The 17,995-nt window shown below is 64.0% G+C and carries 18 protein-coding genes; 12 read left to right on the forward strand and 6 right to left on the reverse strand.

Going from position 1 to position 17,995, the window contains the following annotated elements; all coding sequences use genetic code 11:
- Both D2V07_RS17925 and D2V07_RS17930 read left to right on the forward strand, forming a co-directional pair.
- Positions 1 to 408, forward strand: a 408-nt coding sequence (locus D2V07_RS17925; RefSeq protein WP_147367052.1) for an OmpA family protein, incomplete at its 5' end; no start/stop codon positions are given.
- Between the two features lie 214 nt (positions 409 to 622).
- Positions 623 to 1,372 (forward strand): hypothetical protein, encoded by a 750-nt coding sequence (locus D2V07_RS17930; protein WP_119588269.1) that lies wholly within the window; start codon positions 623 to 625, stop codon positions 1,370 to 1,372.
- 41 nt (positions 1,373 to 1,413) lie between these two features.
- Here D2V07_RS17930 and D2V07_RS17935 read toward each other — a convergent pair whose 3' ends face one another.
- Positions 1,414 to 2,532 carry a CaiB/BaiF CoA transferase family protein gene (locus D2V07_RS17935; RefSeq protein WP_119588270.1) on the reverse strand — a complete coding sequence of 373 codons (1,119 nt, stop codon included), beginning with the start codon at positions 2,530 to 2,532 and terminating at the stop codon, positions 1,414 to 1,416.
- Between the two features lie 215 nt (positions 2,533 to 2,747).
- Here D2V07_RS17935 and D2V07_RS17940 point away from each other — a divergent pair, with 215 nt between their 5' ends.
- The 4 genes from D2V07_RS17940 to D2V07_RS17955 are packed head-to-tail and all read left to right on the forward strand — an operon-like array spanning position 2,748 to position 5,333.
- Entirely contained in the window at positions 2,748 to 3,605 is an 858-nt protein-coding gene (locus D2V07_RS17940) for an alpha/beta hydrolase (RefSeq protein WP_119588271.1), read from the forward strand.
- Positions 3,606 to 3,661: 56 nt separating this feature from the next.
- Positions 3,662 to 4,105, forward strand: a complete 444-nt coding sequence (gene mce, locus D2V07_RS17945; protein WP_119588272.1) for a methylmalonyl-CoA epimerase — start codon at positions 3,662 to 3,664, stop codon at positions 4,103 to 4,105.
- Positions 4,102 to 4,914: a heme-dependent oxidative N-demethylase family protein gene (locus tag D2V07_RS17950; protein ID WP_233548513.1), complete on the forward strand. Its 813-nt coding sequence runs from the start codon at positions 4,102 to 4,104 to the stop codon at positions 4,912 to 4,914. The genes mce and D2V07_RS17950 overlap by 4 nt, the downstream gene beginning before the upstream one ends.
- Complete coding sequence (locus D2V07_RS17955; protein ID WP_119588273.1) at positions 4,911 to 5,333, forward strand: lysozyme inhibitor LprI family protein; 423 nt, start codon at positions 4,911 to 4,913, stop codon at positions 5,331 to 5,333. The genes D2V07_RS17950 and D2V07_RS17955 overlap by 4 nt, the downstream gene beginning before the upstream one ends.
- A 3-nt stretch (positions 5,334 to 5,336) precedes the next feature.
- Here D2V07_RS17955 and D2V07_RS17960 read toward each other — a convergent pair whose 3' ends face one another.
- Both D2V07_RS17960 and D2V07_RS17965 read right to left on the reverse strand, forming a co-directional pair.
- Positions 5,337 to 5,912, reverse strand: a complete 576-nt coding sequence (locus tag D2V07_RS17960; RefSeq protein ID WP_119588274.1) for a nucleotidyltransferase family protein — start codon at positions 5,910 to 5,912, stop codon at positions 5,337 to 5,339.
- Positions 5,905 to 6,768 (reverse strand): XdhC family protein, encoded by an 864-nt coding sequence (locus tag D2V07_RS17965; protein ID WP_119588275.1) that lies wholly within the window; start codon positions 6,766 to 6,768, stop codon positions 5,905 to 5,907. Before D2V07_RS17965 ends, D2V07_RS17960 begins: the two co-directional genes overlap by 8 nt.
- 310 nt (positions 6,769 to 7,078) lie before the next feature.
- Between D2V07_RS17965 and D2V07_RS17970 the strand changes: the two genes are divergently transcribed.
- Genes D2V07_RS17970 through D2V07_RS17985 form a run of 4 tightly spaced genes read left to right on the forward strand, consistent with a single transcriptional unit; the run spans position 7,079 to position 11,797 of the window.
- Entirely contained in the window at positions 7,079 to 8,581 is a 1,503-nt protein-coding gene (locus tag D2V07_RS17970) for an efflux transporter outer membrane subunit (RefSeq protein ID WP_233548514.1), read from the forward strand.
- Complete coding sequence (locus D2V07_RS17975) at positions 8,578 to 9,870, forward strand: efflux RND transporter periplasmic adaptor subunit (protein ID WP_119588276.1); 1,293 nt, start codon at positions 8,578 to 8,580, stop codon at positions 9,868 to 9,870. Before D2V07_RS17970 ends, D2V07_RS17975 begins: the two co-directional genes overlap by 4 nt.
- Positions 9,867 to 10,589, forward strand: a complete 723-nt coding sequence (locus D2V07_RS17980) for an ABC transporter ATP-binding protein (RefSeq protein ID WP_119588277.1) — start codon at positions 9,867 to 9,869, stop codon at positions 10,587 to 10,589. Before D2V07_RS17975 ends, D2V07_RS17980 begins: the two co-directional genes overlap by 4 nt.
- An 8-nt stretch (positions 10,590 to 10,597) precedes the next feature.
- Positions 10,598 to 11,797 carry an ABC transporter permease gene (locus tag D2V07_RS17985; protein WP_119588285.1) on the forward strand — a complete coding sequence of 400 codons (1,200 nt, stop codon included), beginning with the start codon at positions 10,598 to 10,600 and terminating at the stop codon, positions 11,795 to 11,797.
- Positions 11,798 to 11,845: 48 nt separating this feature from the next.
- Here D2V07_RS17985 and D2V07_RS17990 read toward each other — a convergent pair whose 3' ends face one another.
- From D2V07_RS17990 to hmgA, 3 genes are all read right to left on the reverse strand, one after another.
- Positions 11,846 to 12,547, reverse strand: a complete 702-nt coding sequence (locus D2V07_RS17990) for a pirin family protein (RefSeq protein WP_119588278.1) — start codon at positions 12,545 to 12,547, stop codon at positions 11,846 to 11,848.
- Between the two features lie 118 nt (positions 12,548 to 12,665).
- Positions 12,666 to 13,973 (reverse strand): fumarylacetoacetase, encoded by a 1,308-nt coding sequence (gene fahA, locus D2V07_RS17995; protein ID WP_119588279.1) that lies wholly within the window; start codon positions 13,971 to 13,973, stop codon positions 12,666 to 12,668.
- On the reverse strand, positions 13,970 to 15,247 hold the full coding sequence (gene hmgA / locus D2V07_RS18000) for a homogentisate 1,2-dioxygenase (protein ID WP_119588280.1): 1,278 nt from the start codon (positions 15,245 to 15,247) through the stop codon (positions 13,970 to 13,972). The genes fahA and hmgA overlap by 4 nt, the downstream gene beginning before the upstream one ends.
- A 114-nt stretch (positions 15,248 to 15,361) precedes the next feature.
- Between hmgA and maiA the strand changes: the two genes are divergently transcribed.
- Together maiA and acs are read left to right on the forward strand one after the other, a co-directional pair.
- Complete coding sequence (gene maiA, locus D2V07_RS18005; protein ID WP_119588281.1) at positions 15,362 to 16,006, forward strand: maleylacetoacetate isomerase; 645 nt, start codon at positions 15,362 to 15,364, stop codon at positions 16,004 to 16,006.
- 61 nt (positions 16,007 to 16,067) lie between these two features.
- The coding region (gene acs / locus D2V07_RS18010) for an acetate--CoA ligase (RefSeq protein WP_119588282.1) at positions 16,068 to 17,995 on the forward strand (1,928 nt) is incomplete at its 3' end.

The raw sequence follows: 17,995 nt of genomic DNA on the forward strand, positions 1-17,995 counted from the left end.
CCGCCGCCTCCTCCGCCCCCGCCGCCCCCGCCGCCGCCTCCTCCGGCAGCTGCAGTGTGTGAGCAGGGCCCCTACATCGTGTTCTTCGATTGGGATGAGTCGACCATCACTCCGGAAGCGGCCACCGTGCTCAACTCCGCCATCACCGCTTACGGCGATTGTGGCACCGCAGCCATCATGCTGGCAGGTCACACCGATACCTCGGGTACCGCGACCTACAACATGGGCCTGGCAGAGCGTCGCAACGCTTCGGTCCGTCAGTACCTGACGGGTCGCGGCATCCCCGGCGGCCGCATCTCCAGCGAAGCCTTCGGCGAGAACGACCTGCGCGTTCCCACCGCCGACGGTGTGCGCGAGCTGCAGAACCGCCGCGTGGAAATCACTTACGGTCCGGGTTCGGGCATGTAAGTCCACGACGGACACAATAACGAAAAGGGCCGGGAGCAATCCCGGCCCTTTTTGTTTGCGCGATCGGCGGTTGAATTCATCGCCCGCGCCTGACAGTGCCTGTTCATTCCAGCGCGCCTAAGCGCCGGTTTCCATTCGGCAGGACAGTCTTCCCATCTACGCGTACGATCCGGAATACGACGAAGGTCCATGGTGGCGCCGCTTTGCCGCAAAGGTGCGCAGCGATGCCACGCGTCGCGGCACCGGGTTCGCCCTCGCGCTGGGTATCGAAGTCCTTATCATCCTGTTGCTCTTGTCGCTTGGCCTTGGCCGGGACGAAGAGCGCGAATTCGTCACCATCAGCAGTTTCGATGTCAGCCAGCCCGCTCCACCTACGGAAACCGCAACGGCGGAGCCCGATACGTCACCCAGCCAGGCACAACCCGAAGCAAGCCCGGAGTCCTTGCCCGATGTGCCGACTCCGGTGGCGCGTCCGCCGCTCGCGGTCGTCCCCTCCCCCTACCGGCTTCCCCCGCCGCCGGAACCAGCGCCGCAACCGACCCCGACCAGCAGGCCAAGTTCCAGCATTGGCGCAGTCGTGCGCTCTGACAGGACCTACGGGCCCGCCAACACGGGCAACCCGCGCGGAGAAGATACCGAACGCGTCGGCACCGCACCCGACGGCTCTCCGCTTTACGCCGCGCGCTGGTTCAGGGAGCCTGCGCCGGATCAACTGTCGGGTTACCTCTCCGCCGCGAGCGGCCCGGGCTGGGGTCTGATTGCCTGTCGTACCGCACCGAACTGGAGGGTGGAGGACTGCGAAGTGATCGGCGAATCACCGCAGAATTCAGGCATCGCCCGCGCCGTGCAGGCGGCAGCCTGGCAATTCCAAGTACGTCCGCCGCGCATCGGGGGAGAGTACCAGGTCGGAACCTGGGTGCGGATCAGGATCGACTATACCAATGCCCAGCGGCGTGCCTTCTAGTACCTTGGCGACAGGGCGGCGTACCGGCCCCGCCCCCGAGCTTAATCTTCGTCCCTCGGTAAAGCCGGTGACGGCTTACCAAGGGCCAGTTCCGCATCGGAAAAACGGATCGGCGTGCGCAAGCCCTTAAGGCCTTCGGCTTCGAGGTCCACCACCATCCCGCGCGCGACGATCTGGGGGTCCGTAAGCGCCTGTTTCACGCTGTTGATCGGTCCTGCGGGGACCCCGCGATTTTCCAGCTTCAGCAACAGGTCGTCGCGTTTCATCTTGGCGATGCGCATCGAGATGGCGGCGGACAGCGACACCCGGTTCTTCACGCGCCTGGCATTGGTGGTCCATTCCTCGCGCGGGGGCAGCTCGATAGCTTCTGCAAAGCGCGTGAACTGGCGATCATTGCCTACCGCAACGATCAGCCAGCCATCCTTGGCCTCGAAAGCCTCATAAGGCGCGATATTGGGGTGGGCGTTACCCATGCGCTTCGGGCTGCGACCCGAGACGAGATAGTTCATCGCCTGGTTCCCCAGCGTGCCCACCATCACATCGAACAGCGCCATGTCCACCAGTTGGCCCTGCCCGGTCGTCTCTCGCTGTCGCAGCGCCGCCTGTATGCCGATCACGGCGTAGAGACCTGTCAGGATATCGGCATAGGCCACACCGATCTTCGTCGGCGCACCATCGGCAAAGCCGGTGAGATCCATGATGCCGCTCATGCCCTGAATGATAAAATCGTACCCTGCCCGTCCGGCATAGGGACCATCGAGGCCAAAACCGGTGATGGAGCAGTAGACCAGTCCGGGGTTCTTTGCCTTGAGGCTGGCGTAGTCGAGGCCGAACTTGGCTAAATTGCCGCTCTTGAAATTCTCGATCACCACGTCGGCTTCGGCAATCATCGCCTTCACCTTGTTGAGATCGGCAGCACGATTGAAATCCGCGATTACCGTTTCCTTGCCGCGATTGGCGGCGTGGAAATAGGCGGCATCCTTGGTTCCGTCGGCACGGTCGATGAAGGGTGGCCCCCAGCCGCGGGTATCATCGCCCTCGGGGCTTTCCACCTTGGTCACCTCCGCGCCCAGGTCGGCAAGGACCTGACCGGCCCAGGGACCGGCCAGTATCCGCGCCAGTTCGACGACCTTGATTCCTTCGAGAGGGGAATTGCTCATGCTGCCATTGTCTTTCGTGGATCGAGGGGTGATCGGCTTGTCAGGGGCGCCACCTTGGCTACGCGGGCAATGATAAATTGCAAGGGATGTTCCCTGGTCGGTAAACTCTGGGATGTCTGACCCCGGTGGACGTTCGGACCGCCTACCCCTAACCTGCTCGAAATTCTGGCTGGCGCGAACTGCTGCTCCAGCTTCCGTCAGGGACACGCTATTTCTTGAAAATATTCTTCGCCATCGTCGTTCTCGCCGCGGCCGCGCTGGGTGTCGCCTACTGGATTTCGCCGCTGCTGACCTTCAACACGCTGGTGCCCAAGGACGCGGGCGGCAGGCAGGTGGCAGAAGGTCTGGCCTATGGCGATGGCGACCGGCAGGCGCTCGACATCTATGCCCCGACCGATGCAGACGCGCCGAACCTGCCCGTGGTCGTGTTCTTTTACGGTGGCAGCTGGAACAGCGGCACGCGCGAAGGCTACGATTTTGCGGGGCGAGCGCTGGCGGCGCAGGGCAACATCGTGGTCGTGCCCGATTATCGCCTCGTGCCGGAAGTCCGCTTTCCCGGCTTCGTGGAAGACGGGGCCGCCGCCGTTGCCTGGGTGCGCCGGCATATTTCCGAGTACGGCGGCGATCCCGACCGCATCGTGCTGATGGGGCATTCCGCCGGCGCCCAGATCGGTGCCATGCTGGCGCTCGATCCGCAGTGGCTTGGCGAAGGCCGCACCGCCATTCGCGGATTTGTAGGTCTCGCCGGACCATACGATTTTGCACCGCTGGACACGGATGCTTCGATTGCCGCCTTCGGCGAATGGCCACGCGTTGCGGAAACCCAGCCCATCACATACGCCGATGAGACCGCACCCCCGGCCCTGCTGCTGACAGGCGCCGATGATACTGTGGTAGAGCCCCGCAACAGCGAAGCCTTGACCGCCGCCCTCGTTTCGGAAGGGGTCGAAGCGGGAATGACCACATACCCGGGCATCGACCATATCGATATCCTGATCGCGCTATCCCGTCCGCTGCGAGGCCGGGCCCCGGTGCTGGAGGATGCCAGCCGGTTCATAGCCCGCGTAACATGAGCGCGTTGTCGAACCGTGTCTGCCTGCGCTAGGGCTGCGGCAAAGGAGAACCAACCATGCAGCTAGGCCGCTTCAACCACATCGGCGTTGCCGTGCCCGACCTCGCCTCCGCCATCGCGCATTATCGCGATGTGCTGGGCGCGACCGATATCACCGAACCATTCGACCTGCCCGAACAAGGCGTGAAGGTATGTTTCGTCAACACTCCAGGCCATGACGGAACGGAAGGTACGCAGATCGAACTGCTGGCTCCGCTGAGCGAAGATTCACCGGTGACCGGGTTCCTCGCGAAAAACCCGCTGGGCGGCCAGCACCACATCTGTTTCGAAGTCCCCGACATCGGCGAGGCACGCGCCGCGTTCGAAAGAATGGGCAAGCGCATCCTCGGGCCGACCCGCGTGGGTGCCCACGGCACGCCGATCTTTTTCATCCATCCCAAGGACATGATGGGCCAACTGACCGAGATCATGGAAAGCCCCAAGGGAGACGCTGCGCATTGAGCTCGAAGCTCGGCTTTTCGGTCGAGGAACTGCTGCCGAGGGCGCGCGGGGGCGGCGCGCTGAAGATGGGACTGGTCGCGCTGGCGCCCGACGATTGGCTCCAGCCGCGGCCCGATCTCGCGGCGCGTGCGGCTGCTTTCGATGCCCATCCGCAAGCCGTGCAACTGCTGCCCCCTGCCCTGCCCGCGGGACGGGAGCTGGCTGCAATGGTGGGTGTCGAGGGCGGGCTGGAAGACGCAGCCCGAGCCGCGCACGAGGACATATGCCTGCTGGCGCGCGCCGAGCGCGAGGATGTCTACCGCCTTATCGCTGCAGCCGTGGCCTGGCCCACCGACTGGCACCCCGCGGACAAGCTGGGCCTGCCACTGGTCGCCATGCACGCGCCGATCCAGGGCTATGCTGATCAACTGGCAAGCGGGGTCGACCATTTCATGGCGAAGCTCAAACCCGGGAAGATCTTCGGAAGGTGCAACTGGTTCGTCGCCCCCACACCCGCCAGACGCTGGATCGACAACCGGCCGCCAGCCGAAACCTTCGCAGCGGTCACCACTGAAAACGCGGGCGAAACCCTGTTCGCGCGTTGCGAACGACAGACCCTGCGCCGCCTGCCGGAAACGGGAGCGATCGTCTTTACCATCGGCGTTTACGTCGCGCCGCTTGGCTCCCTGTCGAACGAGAACCTTGCACGCCTCGCACATTCTCTCGATACCATTCCCTCCGACGAAGCCGAAAGACGCGGTGCGCGCTGGTTTGCGCCGCAACTGGCTGCCTACGCTGCCGGGCGGCGCAAGAAGGAGAATAACCGATGAATCTGGTCACGATCCTGCTGCCCCTGCTCGCCCAGGCCAGTGCCGATACCGACGCTGTCGCCAGTGCCGGAAACGCGTCGCGATGTGCAGAACCGACGACGCAGCAGGCGATGAATTATTGCGCCGCGCAGGAGTGGGAGCAAGCCGATGCCGCGCTCAACCGCCAATGGCGGGCAACGGCGGCAGAGATGCGGCGCATGGATTCCGCCGGCGTGCCTGATGACGGGAGGCCCGGCTATTTCAGTGAGTTGCTGCGCGGCCAACGGGCCTGGCTGGTCTATCGCGATCATCATTGCGCCAGTGTCGGCAACAACGCGCGTGGTGGTTCCATGCAGCCGCTGCTGGTAGCCAATTGCAAGACCAGGCTGACCCGCGCGCGCACCGCCCAGCTGCGCGAGCTCGTGGACTGGCCGAACTAGCCGCTAGCCAAGGCGCCTTCGCAACTCTTCGAGACCGGCAGCATCATCGATGTCGAGCAAGCTGTGCGGCGCAGCATCGACCCTGGTGAGCCGGGGAATTTCTGCCAGCACCCGCCCGGCACCGCGATCGCCCGTCAGGTTGGCAAGCCAATCCTGGTCGCTCGCCCTGACAAGCGCGGGCACGCCCAGCCGCCCGTCCGGATAGCGCGTGGCCGTGCTGCCCGGTGTCGCGACCAGTTCCTGCAAGTGACCCGGCTCGATCAGCGGCATGTCCGCCAGCACCAGCAACAGGTCTGCCTGCTGCGCCACGGCCTGACGGCGCGCAGCCTCGACAGATCCGCTCAATCCCCTCTCCGGATGGCGATTGACGATCACTTGCCAGCCGGTTGCGTCCCTTGCGAATTGGGGCGATTCAGGACCGGTCACGATGAACCTGCGCATAAGGCCCGCGCTCTCTACCGTGTCGAGCACCCAGCGCCCGACTGGCCGTCCCTTAAGGTTCGCGTCCAGCTTGCCCCCGCCAAAGCGGCTGGCCTTTCCGGCGGCGAGCACGGCCACCAGCGGCTGCTCGTCAGCCATGGTGAGGGTGACGCCGCTCGTATTCGCCAACGATCCCCGCAAGCGCGGAAAGCGCCAGTCCCATCGGCTCGCGGCTGTGCTTCACGGTGCCCAGCGGGCTGGCGATCCGCGCGACCTGCTGCGGCGCGAAGCCCAGCGACACCAGGTCCGCTTCGCGGGCAGCACGGGCCGGAGATCCGCCCTGCGCGCCAATCAGGAATGCCGGTGTCGTGAGAGCCCATTGCAAGATGGCCCGTTCCCATTCGTGATCGTGAAACAGCAGGACAATGGCCGTCCAGCGGTCTGCAGTCAGATGATCGGGCACTTGCCCCAGTGCCAGAGAGCCGTCGTCCCGCCCGTGGCTTTCGCTTACGATCCCTGAAGCGGTGGCCAGTTGCGACATGGCGGCCAGTTCCGGCCCTTCACCAAACAGCATCAGGCGCAGGTCGGGTACGTAGCGTCGCTGTGGCATGGGGCTGGGATGCGGGAGGGTCAGGCGAGCCTCTTGCCGGTCATCCAGCCGGGTTACTACCGCGCGGCAAGCCTCCCGGTCAGGCTCGGGATCGATCAGGATATCGAGGCCGCCGCCGCACGGAAGGCGAAAGTCGATGTTCGGCGAACCTGCGCCGTAGCGGAGCACCCGGCGCTCTCCGCAAGCGGAGATTTCCCGCGCCAGTTCCTGCTCCAGACAGCCATCGGCCAGGCTGCCGATCACGCTGCCATCGGGATTTACCGCGAGTTGCGCCCCGAGGCGACGCGAGAAGCTGCCTTCTATATGGGTGATGGTGCACAGGCCAACGCCAGGTCGGCAGGCCGCGCGCAAGGCTGCCTGATCGCCCGCTACGTGAGCACTCTGCCGTTCTTCGATCGCCGTCATGGGGTCGATATAGGGCCGCGCACGCCGCGATCCACACAAATTGCCTCTATGCGATATGCATGTGAAACAGCCACGTCTTGCCCTTACTGTATTGAGACGCTAATACACTTTGGTCGAGCCGAGTAGTCGGTTCCTCGATAGCGGGTACCGCCCAAATGCCAGCCGTGAAATGAAAGCTCTGTGCTCGATGACCATCAAAACATAGTTTCAACGAGTCACAAACGGGCAAATATTTATCGTTTTGTTGCGCGAATATCACGGCAACGCGGGTAATTGGGTAAAGTGCCAAGCATCTGCTTGGATTAGGAAATTGGCAGCACTAGACGACGTGACGGAGTTGGGATTGACGATTGGGGACGGCATGATGGGGGGCAGTGCAAATGCGCGGCGAGGTCTTGCGGCCACAATCGGTCTTCTTGCCGTTACTGCATGCTCCACCCCCGCTGTGGAGATAACCCAGCCCGAAATCGCAATTCCGGCAGAATGGCAGATTGCCGATCCGGCGCCCATATCCGCTGATATCACACAGTACTGGACGCTGCTCGACGATCCTCTGCTCACCAGTTTTGTCGAACAGGCGATAGCCGACAACCGTGACCTGGCGCAGAGCGCTGCCCGGCTGGATCAGGCGCGCGCATCGCTGGTACAGGCGCGGGCCGGTTACCTGCCATCGGTTTCGGCCAGCGGCGGCATCAACCGCGACATCGGCGACCTTGCCCGGGACGGAGTACAGTTTTCCATCGGCGCGGACGCGGCCTGGGAAGCGGACCTGTTCGGCCAGATATCAGGCAACGTCGCCGCGGCGCAGGGCGAACTGGCGGCGCAGGGCTACTCGCTGGCAGACCTGCAACGCCTGATCGTCGGGCAAGTGGCCATCGCCACAATCAATGCCCGCGCCACCGCGGAGCAGCTGGCGATAGCGCGCTCTACCCTCGCCTATCAGGATGATAACCTGCAAATCGCCCGCTGGCGAAACCAGGCAGGCCTTGTCTCCAGCCTGGACGTGGAACAGGCCCGCACGCAGCGCGCGCAGACCGCCGCCACGATCCCGTTGCTGGAAAGCAGCCTGACGGGCACGGCGAATTCCATCTCCACGCTGATCGGGGAAGCCCCCGGTCGCGTGCTTGCCGCCATCGTGGCAGACGAGCCGGAGCCCGTTCCCGCACCGCCCCTGCTGGCAGGGTTCGAGGCGCCGGGAGAAGTGCTGCGTCGGCGCCCTGACGTGCGCGCGGCAGAGGCGAGCCTTTTCGCCAGCACCGCCCGCATCGGCGTGGCGCGCGCGCAGTTGCTGCCACTGGTCCGGCTTACCGGCAGTATCGGCACCGGATCGGCCACCGCCGGCAATCTCTTCGACGTTATCACGGGCGGCCTGTTCGCAGGGGTCAGCCAGCTTATTTTCGATGGCGGGCGCACCGCCGCGCAGGTGGACAGTGCCGAGGCCGGTGCCGACGCTTCGCTGGCGGCGTGGGAGCAATCCATTCTCAACGCGCTGGAGGATGTCGAGACAGCGGCAGTCGACCAGCGCACCGCCGCGCAGCGGGTTGTCATCAACGAGGAAGCGCTCGACGCTGCCGACAACTCCGCCCTGCTCGCGCGCAGCCAGTATCAGGCTGGCCTCACCGATTTCCGCACGCTGCTGACGGCTGAGAACCAGCTGCTTTCGGCGCGCAACCAGCTTGTCTCCGCCCAGGCCGACCGGGCCATCGCCTTCGTTCGCCTGACCCAGGCGCTGGGCGGCGGGTGGAGCATTTCCGACTATGATCTTCCGCCGGTGGCCAGCAGCCCCGCGAACAGCGACAGGACCGCGCAATGAGCCAACCAGAAACAGATCAGGATATCGGCGAGTATCTGGACAGCGGCAAGCCGCGCAAATGGTACAAACGCCGCTGGGTGTGGGTGGTGGCAGCTATCATGCTGGTGCTTATCCTGCTCTCCACCGTGTTCTCCGACGGCGATCAGGGGCCGGACTATATCACCGCCGAGGTGGAACAGCGTTCGCTGGACCTGACGGTGACGGCGACAGGTAATCTGCGGCCCACCAACCAGGTTGAAGTCGGCTCCGAAGTTTCCGGCCGGATCGACGATATCTATGTGGACGTGAACGACATCGTATCGCGCGGACAGGTACTGGCACGCATCAACACGGACGTTATCCAGGACCAGATCCAGCAGAGCCAGGCAAACCTCAACGCCGCGCGGGCCTCCGTCCTGCAGGCGCAGGCCACGCTGCAGGCCGACACCGCTCAGCTCGAACGGCTGCGGGAAGTGCGCCGCCTGTCCGATGGCCGCGTGCCCGCGCAGGCGGAACTGGAACAGGCCGAGGCCGCCGTGCGCCGTGGCCAGGCCGCTGTCGCCAGCGCCCGTGCCAATGTCTCTTCCGCACAGGCCCAGCTTTCCAGCGCGCAGACCAACCGCGACCGCGCGGTAATCCGCTCACCCGTGTCGGGCGTGGTGCTGGCGCGCCAGGTGGAACCGGGCCAGACCGTGGCGGCCAGCTTCAACACGCCCACATTGTTCGTGCTGGCAGAAGACCTGGGAACCATGCAGCTGCGTGTCTCCATCGACGAGGCGGACGTGGGACAGGTACAGCCCGGCCAGCAGGCGAACTTTACCGTCGATGCCTATCCCGGCCGCCGCTTCCCCGCCACGGTGGAACGGGTGGACCTCGCCTCGAACAACATCGCGCTGGCCAGCCAGCAGCAGCAACAGGGTCAGCAGGTGGTGAGCTACGAAGCGCGCCTTACCGTGAGCAACGACGATGGCCTGCTTCGCCCCGGCATGACGGCCACTGCCACGATTGCCACCGAGAACACCGGCGTTTCCATGTTGGTACCCAACGGTGCCCTGCGTTTCGACCCGGAAACGCAAGAGGAAGAAGAAGGGGGTGTATTCGGGCCCCAGCAGTTCGGGCTCGACCAGGAAGACGAAGCCTCGATCGGGGTCGGCTCGACCCAGCGGGTCTACGTGGTCGAGGACGATGGCAGCCTGCGCGCTATCGAAGTCGTGACCGGGCGCAGCGATGGACGGCGCACCGTCGTGACTTCGGAAGAGCTCGAACCCGGCATGGAAGTTGTCACCGGCATCAGGGCCATGCGCCCGTGAGCCAGCCGCCGCTCATCGAACTGGAAGGGATCACCAAGACCTTCGGCGAAGGCGCGGCGGCGTTCCAGGCGCTGAAAGGCGTCGATCTCAAGATCCAGCGCGGAGATTTCGTGGCGGTGATGGGGCCATCGGGCTCGGGCAAGTCCACGACGATGAACATACTGGGCTGCCTCGATGTGCCCACCAGCGGCAAGTTCCGCTTTCGCGGCGTGGAGGTGCAAGCCCTGAGCCGGGACCAGCGCTCGCTGCTCAGGCGGCGCTACCTCGGCTTCGTGTTCCAGGGTTTCAACCTGCTGGCGCGTACGACCGCTCTCGAAAACGTTGAGCTGCCGCTGCTCTATCGCGGTGAAAGCAAGAAACTGCGGCGCGAAGCTGCCGAACATGCCCTGGACCAGGTCGGGCTGCTCCCGTGGGCCGAACACACACCGGCGGAGCTTTCCGGTGGTCAGCAGCAGCGTGTCGCCATTGCCCGTGCGCTGGTGACAGAACCCGATGTCCTGCTGGCAGACGAGCCCACCGGCAACCTCGATACCGAACGTTCGGTAGAGATCATGCAACTGCTCAATCGCCTCAACGCCGACGGCATTACCGTGCTGATGGTGACACACGAAGAGGAAATGGCCGAGTTCGCCAAGACTATCGTGCATTTCCGCGACGGACTGGTCGAGCGTATCGAGCGCGGACACAAGTCCGGCGCTCCGCTGGAGGAGCACGCCTGATGTTCGGCATGATCGGAGCCACAATGCTGCTCGCCCTGCGCGAGATCCGACGACACCTGCTGCGCAGCTTCCTGACGACGCTGGGCATCATCATCGGGGTTGCCGCCGTCATCACCATGGTGACGCTGGGCCGCGGACTGACCGCCGACGTGCAGGAAGATATCGCCGGCCTTGGTTCCGACGTCTTCATCGTCTTTCCCTCGCGCACCGATCCCAACGTCGCGCCGCCCCCGTTCGACGAGGAAGACGTGCGCGCAGTCGAAATGCAGATCCCCGGGGTCGAGGCCGTCGCGGGTGCGGTCGAGACGAACGCCATCGCCTTCCACAACGGTCAGGACTGGCAGACCGGCGTTCAGGGTGCGAGCCGCGCCTTCTTCGCGGCCCAGTCCATCGAAGTGGTGGAAGGCCGTGAATTCTCCGACCGGGAGGAAGCGCGCGGCGAAAGCGTCTGCATCCTCGGGCCCAAGATCGTCGAGGAAATCTTCGTGGAGGACCGGGTCCTGGGCGAGGAGATGCGTATCGGCAACGTGTCTTGCCAGGTGATCGGGGTGATCGACGAGCGTTCGAGCTCGATCGGCCCGGGCAACGATGCCAACGACATCGTCATCATGCCGCTGAAGACGGTACAGCGCCGCTTCATCGGCAACAACAACATCCAGTACTTCGTGGTCAAATACGATCCCGCCTATGAAGCGGGCGCTATGCAGAACCAGTTGATCGACCTGCTGCGCGAACGCCGCGTGATTCAGGACGGAGAGGACAACAACTTTAACATCGTCGACACCGCCGAAATCAACGACACGGTCAATCAGGTGACCGGTGTGATGACCCTCGTGGTCACGGTGATCGCCGGGATCAGCTTGCTGGTGGGCGGTATCGGGATCATGAACATCATGCTGGTTTCGGTCACGGAACGTACGCGCGAGATCGGGATACGCCTGGCCATCGGCGCACTTGCGCGGGAAGTGCGCCTGCAATTCCTGACAGAGGCCGTGGTGCTGTGCTGTTTCGGCGGCCTGATCGGGATCGGTCTCGCCTTCGGACTTTCGGTGTTGCTGGCAGGGGCTATCGACCTGCCGTTTATCTTCGATCCTGTGGTGAACGTGATGAGCTTCGTGTTCAGCGCGATCATGGGCATCATCTTCGGCTATTACCCTGCCCACCGCGCCAGCAAGCTCGACCCTATCGACGCGCTGCGCCACGAATAGGGCCGCGCCCCTTCCGGAACGCGGCCCTGTCGCTTCATCTGGGTACGATCAGGCGGTCTCGACCAGCACCACTTCGCTGTCTTCCAGCGCGCTGACGGTAATGGTGTCGAGGTCGGCAATGGCCGCGCCGTCCCGCTCGTTCACGAACTCGCCGTTCACTTCGATGCTGCCGGTGGCAGGCACAAGGTAGCCCTTGCGCCCCTTCAGCGCGTAATCGAGCGTTTCGCCAGCCTTGATCGTCGCCCCGACCACACGCGCATCCGCGTTGATCGGCAGCGCATCGCCGTCGCCCTCGCGCCCGCTTGCAAGGATAGCCCACTGGCCCGCACGATCCGTCTTGGGGAATGGCTTTGCGCCCCAGGTTGGCGGAAGGCCAAGCTTGTCCTTGTCGGGTAGAATCCAGATCTGGAAGAGCGTGGTTTCCCCATCCTCCATGTTATATTCCGCGTGCTGGATGCCGGTCCCGGCGCTCATTACCTGCACGTCGCCCGCCTCCGTGCGGCCCTCGTTGCCAAGGCTGTCCTTGTGCGTGATCGCGCCTTTGCGCACGTAGGTGATGATTTCCATGTCGCGGTGCGGGTGCGGGGGAAAGCCGCTGCGCGCCGCGATATGATCGTCGTTCCACACCCTCAGTGCGCCCCAGTGCATCCGGCTTTCGTCATGATAGCCGGCGAATGAAAAGTGGTGCTTGGTATCTAGCCAGCCGTGGTTCGCTCCGCCAAGGCTGTCGAAATCTCTTACGTCGATCATGACTGTTCTCCTTTGCAACAGGAGATGGGAAGCGACCGATTTTAGACAATATCGCCGTATCTTGAGGCCGTGAAAGGCGGGCTTTAGGCACCCGCCTTCCAACAGGCCATCGCGGCGGTCAGCCGGTGATCACCGCGCGGCATTCACCAAGGCCGATACGGGCAAACCCATCCTTCTCGGCAAAGGCGGTGATGATGACTTCGTCACCGTCTTCCAGGAAGGTTCGGGTTTCGCCGTTGGGCAGCGTGATGGACTTCTTGCCGCCTTCCGTCAGTTCGATCAGGCTGCCTTCGCCGCCCTCGTCGCCGCTGGTCAGCGTGCCGGTTCCCAGCAGGTCTCCACTGCGCAGGTTGCAACCGCCCACCGAATGGTGCGCGACAAGCTGTGCCGCGGTCCAGTACATGGCCGTCATCGGTCCGGTGCTGAGCCTGTGCGGTTCGTCACCGTCCTGGCGCATCTTCTCGGTGGCGATGAACACTTCCATTGTGATGCCAAAGGCACCGGTGGCCTGGTCGCGCTCATCGAACAGGTAATCGAGCGGCTTGGGATCGCCTTCCGGCCGCGCCGGCTGCGCGGTGCGGAAAGGGGCCAGGGCATCTATGGTCACGATCCACGGCGAAATGCTCGAATGGAAATTCTTTGCCAGGAACGGGCCGAGCGGCTGGTATTCCCAGGCCTGAATATCGCGCGCGGACCAGTCGTTCAGGATGGAGATGCCGGCGATATGCTCTTCGGCCTCCCCGATGGGAATGGGGTGGCCCAGCGCGTTGCCCTTGCCCACCCAGATTGCCATCTCCAGTTCGTAATCCAGCCGTGCGCTGGGGCCGAATGGCGGCTGCGCGCCATCTTCCGGCGGCTTTTTCTGCCCGCTGGGGCGCTTTACGTCGACGCCGGAGAGGCGGATGGACGACGAACGCCCGTGATAGCCGATCGGCACGTACTTGTAGTTCGGGAGCAGCGGATTGTCAGGGCGGAACAGCGCACCGATGTTCTCCGCGTGGTGAATGCCCGAATAGAAATCGGTGTAGTCACCCACCGTCACCGGCACGTGCAACTTGCAATCCTTGGCCTTGTGAAGCGCGGGCTCGACAGCGGTCTTCTTGTCGTCATCGGTCAGCAGTTTGAAGACGCCCTGGCGCAGCGCACGCAGCGAGTCCGCGCCGCGATCGAGCAGGTCGTTTAACGTAGACTGACCTGCCAGGCGTGCTGCGGTGGCGGCCTCAAGCTCCAGCAGACCGGCAATGTCGGCAAGGTCGAGGATCATGTCGCCGATGGCGATACCTCCACGCGCGCCGCCGTCCTTGGGGGAGAAGATGCCCAGAGGCAGGTTCTGTACCGGAAACGCCGGATGGCCGTTGGCACTTTCTACCCAGCTCTTCGCATCCGGATCGTGGGTGAAGTCGGTTTCGATGGTTGTCTCGGTCATTTGGGCAGTTTCGCTTTCTCGAAGCCTTCCCAGCAGGCATCGTAATCGGTTTGCAGGGTTCCGCCATTCATGGCGAAGTCGGTGGTCTGGATGATCGCGCGGCTTTCGAACATGAATGCCAGCGTGTCCTCGATCTTCACAGGTTTCAGGTTGGCATCCATGGCTTTGCGGGTGCTGTCCGCATCGGGCCCGTGGCCATTGAACTGGTTGTGGAGCGATGCGCCGCCGGGCACGAAGCCGCCCCCTTCCTTGGCATCGTAGACGCCGTGGATCAGGCCCATGAATTCGCTCATCACGTTGCGGTGGAACCACGGAGGACGGAACGTGTCTTCTCCCACCATCCAGCGTGGCGGGAATATGACGAAGTCGCAATTGGCCGTCCCCGGCGTATCGATGGGGCTGGTCAGGACGGTGAAAATGGACGGGTCCGGGTGGTCGAAACTCACCGTGTTGATAGTGTTGAAGCGCGCGAGATCGTAGCGACAGGGCGCGGAATTGCCGTGCCAGGCCACCACGTCGAACGGAGAGTGGTCTATCGTCGTCGTCCATAGCCGAGCGTTGAACTTCTGGACGATCTCGAAGTCCTCGTCGCGATCCTCGAACCAGGCGACGGGCGTTTCGAAATCGCGCGGGTTGGCAAGGCCGTTGGCGCCGATGGGGCCGAGGTCAGGCAAGCGGAAGGGCGCGCCGAAATTCTCGCAGATATAGCCGCGAGCCGGGCCGTCGACCTCCACACGGAAGCGCATTCCGGCAGGGATCAAGGCGATGTGGCCAGGAGCAACATCCATGCGGCCAAGTTCGGTGACGATGCGAAGGTCGCCCTGCTGCGGTACGATCAGCATTTCGCCATCGCTGTTCTGGAAAGCGCGCGTGTCCATGCTTGCAGTCGCCGCATAAAGATGGATGCCGATCCCGCTTGTGGAAGGATCACCGTTGCCGCCGTAGGTAACCATTCCGTCGACGAAATCGACAGATCCGGCGGGCATGGGCAGGGCATCCCAGCGCAGCCGGTTGGGGGTGGTGTGACTACCATCGGGAGCGGCAAGTCGCGATGCGCCGCCGTAGGGCTGGAAAGCGCCGTGCGCGGTGGTGGGGCGCATCCGGTATAGCCAGCTGCGACGGTTTTCCACTCGCGGCGCGGTAAATGCCGTGGTGCTGAACTGCTCTGCATAAAGGCCGAATGCCGGGCGCTGCGGACTGTTGCGCCCTTCCGGCAGTGCGCCTTTAACAGCCTCGGTGGCGAAGTGGTTGAGAAATCCCGTCTGGTAATGCATCTTTTAGTCTCACCTGAAACTTCTTTCAGGCTCAATGCCTCGCTTCGCGCGTTTGATCAATGCCGGTAATCATGGTGTGTAAGAGGACAACGACCGAAACCGCTGGAGGTGCCAATGAAGCTGTATGGATATTGGCGAAGCTCGACGAGCTATCGTTTGCGCTGCGCGCTCGAACTCAAGGGACTGGATTACGAACAGGATCCCGTCAGCCTGATCGAGAGCCGCCACAAGGACGCCGACTACGTATCGCGCAATCCCTTTGCCGGTGTTCCGATGCTGGAGGCCGATGGCCGCGACCGCGCACAGAGCATGGCCATCATCGAGTGGCTGGACGAACGCTATTCCGACAATCCGCTGCTGCCCTCGGATATAGAGCAACGCTTCACCGCCCGCGAACTGGCCTATGCCATTGCCACCGAACTGCACGCCCCGCTCAACCTGAAAGTGCTGAAATACCTGAAGGACCCGTTGGGTCACGAGCAGGGCGAGGTCGAGACCTGGTATCGGAACTGGCTTTCCGCCACGCTGGTGCCGGTCGAGAAACGCCTGAAGCAGCTTGGGACCGAGGATTTCCTGTTCGACGGGCCCGGCCTTTTCGAAGCGGTGCTGGTGCCCCAGCTTTACAACGCGCGCCGGTTTGATTTCGAACTCGACGCCTGTGACCGGATGTGCCGGATCGAGCAGGCCTGCCTTGCCCTGCCCGCTTTCCAGCGCGCGCACCCGGACAATCAGCCGGATGCACCCGGCAACCTCTCGTGATTCATGGCCTTGCCCGCTTGACCATGGCCGTTAGATAGACAGGCGAAAGAGAGGCATTTTCATGGCTGACATCGTCCGCACCCCGGCAAATTCCCCCGATCCCCACGCCGCGCCCGCGGATTACGAAGCGCGCTACCGGCGTTCTGTGGAGGATGCGGACGGTTTCTGGCTGGAAGAGGCGAAGGAGCGGCTCGACTGGTATGCTGAGCCGACGAAGGCGGGTGAGTGGTCGTTCGATCCGGTGGACATCAGGTGGTTCGCCGACGGTTCGCTGAACCTGTGCTACAACTGCGTCGACCGCCACCTGCCGCAGCATGCAGAGCGCGCGGCGCTGATCTTCGAGCCCGACGATCCTGCCTCGCCCGCGCGCACCCTCACCTATGCCCAGCTTCACGCCGAAGTGGTGCAGATGGCCAATGCGCTGAAGGCGATGGGCGTCGCGAAGGGCGACCGGGTCACGCTCTACATGCCCATGGTGGTCGAGGGCGTGCTGGCCATGCTCGCCTGCGCGCGCATCGGGGCGATCCACTCGGTGGTGTTCGGCGGCTTCTCGCCAGAGGCGCTGGCGGGCCGGCTGGAAGGCTGCGACAGCCGCTTCGTGGTCACCGCCGACGAGGGGCTGCGCGGCGGCAGGACGATCCCCCTGAAAGCCAATGTCGATGCCGCGCTGGATCATGACGGGGTCACGGTCGACGGCGTGCTGGTCGTGCGCCACACCGGCGGCGATATCGCCATGACCGAAGGCCGCGACCACTGGTACCACGATCTTGCCAGCGATGCGGAATGCCCGTGCGAGGAGATGGGCGCGGAAGATCCGCTGTTCATCCTCTACACCTCTGGCTCCACCGGCAAGCCCAAGGGCGTGCTGCACACCACCGGCGGCTATGCCCTGTGGTGCGCGGCGACCTTTTACTACACCTTCGATTACCAGCCGGGCGAAGTGTTCTGGTGCAGCGCCGATATCGGCTGGGTGACGGGGCACAGCTATGTCACCTACGGCCCGCTGCTGAACGCTGGCACCAGCCTGGTGTTCGAAGGGGTGCCCAACTATCCCGATCACGGCCGCTTCTGGGACGTGATTGCAAAGCACAAGGTCAACATCTTCTACACCGCGCCCACCGCCATCCGCGCGCTGATGCGCGAGGGCGATGGCTGGGTGACGCAGCACGACCGTTCTTCCCTGCGCATTCTTGGCACCGTGGGCGAGCCGATCAACCCGGAAGCCTGGCGCTGGTATTACGAGGTGGTGGGCGAGAACCGCTGCCCGGTGGTCGACACCTGGTGGCAGACCGAGACCGGCGGCCACATGATCACCACCCTGCCCTATGCCCACGACATGAAGCCAGGGAGTGCGGGCAGGCCGTTCTTCGGCGTGCAGCCGCTGCTGGTCGATAACGAGGGGCAGCCGCTGCCGGAAGAGGACGGGGTCGCGGCCGAGGGCAACCTGTGCATCGCTGCCAGTTGGCCGGGCCAGGCGCGCACCGTCTACGGCGATCACGACCGCTTTATCGAGGCCTACTTCACCACCTTCCCCGGCCGCTACTTCACCGGCGACGGCTGCCGCCGCGACGGCGATGGGTACTACTGGATCACGGGCCGGGTGGACGACGTGATCAACGTCTCGGGCCACCGCATGGGCACGGCCGAGGTGGAAAGCGCGCTGGTGCTGCACCCCAAGGTGGCAGAGGCCGCGGTGGTGGGTTACCCGCACGAGGTGAAGGGCCAGGGCATCTACTGCTACGTCACCACGATGGAAGGGGTGGAGCCATCGGACGAGCTCCACGCCGAACTGAAACAGCAGGTGCGCCGCGAGATCGGCCCCGTGGCCACGCCCGACCACCTGCATTTCACCGACGGCCTGCCCAAGACCCGCAGCGGCAAGATCATGCGCCGCATCCTCAGGAAGATCGCCGAGAACGACTACGACGCCCTCGGCGATACCTCTACCCTCGCAGACCCATCCCTCGTCCAGCGCCTTATCGACGGACG

Source organism: Aurantiacibacter zhengii, from assembly GCF_003584125.1.
Lineage (GTDB): Bacteria > Pseudomonadota > Alphaproteobacteria > Sphingomonadales > Sphingomonadaceae > Alteraurantiacibacter > Alteraurantiacibacter zhengii.

Excerpts from the sequence above, each read along its gene's own strand:
- fahA (WP_119588279.1), bottom strand. The coding sequence starts at position 13,973 with ATGACCGAGACAACCATCGAAACCGACTTCACCCACGATCCGGATGCG.
- D2V07_RS17935 (WP_119588270.1), bottom strand. The coding sequence starts at position 2,532 with ATGAGCAATTCCCCTCTCGAAGGAATCAAGGTCGTCGAACTGGCGCGG.
- D2V07_RS17990 (WP_119588278.1), bottom strand. The coding sequence starts at position 12,547 with ATGATCGACGTAAGAGATTTCGACAGCCTTGGCGGAGCGAACCACGGC.
- mce (WP_119588272.1), top strand. The coding sequence starts at position 3,662 with ATGCAGCTAGGCCGCTTCAACCACATCGGCGTTGCCGTGCCCGACCTC.
- D2V07_RS17965 (WP_119588275.1), bottom strand. The coding sequence starts at position 6,768 with ATGACGGCGATCGAAGAACGGCAGAGTGCTCACGTAGCGGGCGATCAG.
- D2V07_RS17960 (WP_119588274.1), bottom strand. The coding sequence starts at position 5,912 with ATGGCTGACGAGCAGCCGCTGGTGGCCGTGCTCGCCGCCGGAAAGGCC.
- D2V07_RS17975 (WP_119588276.1), top strand. The coding sequence starts at position 8,578 with ATGAGCCAACCAGAAACAGATCAGGATATCGGCGAGTATCTGGACAGC.
- D2V07_RS17955 (WP_119588273.1), top strand. The coding sequence starts at position 4,911 with ATGAATCTGGTCACGATCCTGCTGCCCCTGCTCGCCCAGGCCAGTGCC.
- D2V07_RS17985 (WP_119588285.1), top strand. The coding sequence starts at position 10,598 with ATGATCGGAGCCACAATGCTGCTCGCCCTGCGCGAGATCCGACGACAC.
- maiA (WP_119588281.1), top strand. The coding sequence starts at position 15,362 with ATGAAGCTGTATGGATATTGGCGAAGCTCGACGAGCTATCGTTTGCGC.
- hmgA (WP_119588280.1), bottom strand. The coding sequence starts at position 15,247 with ATGCATTACCAGACGGGATTTCTCAACCACTTCGCCACCGAGGCTGTT.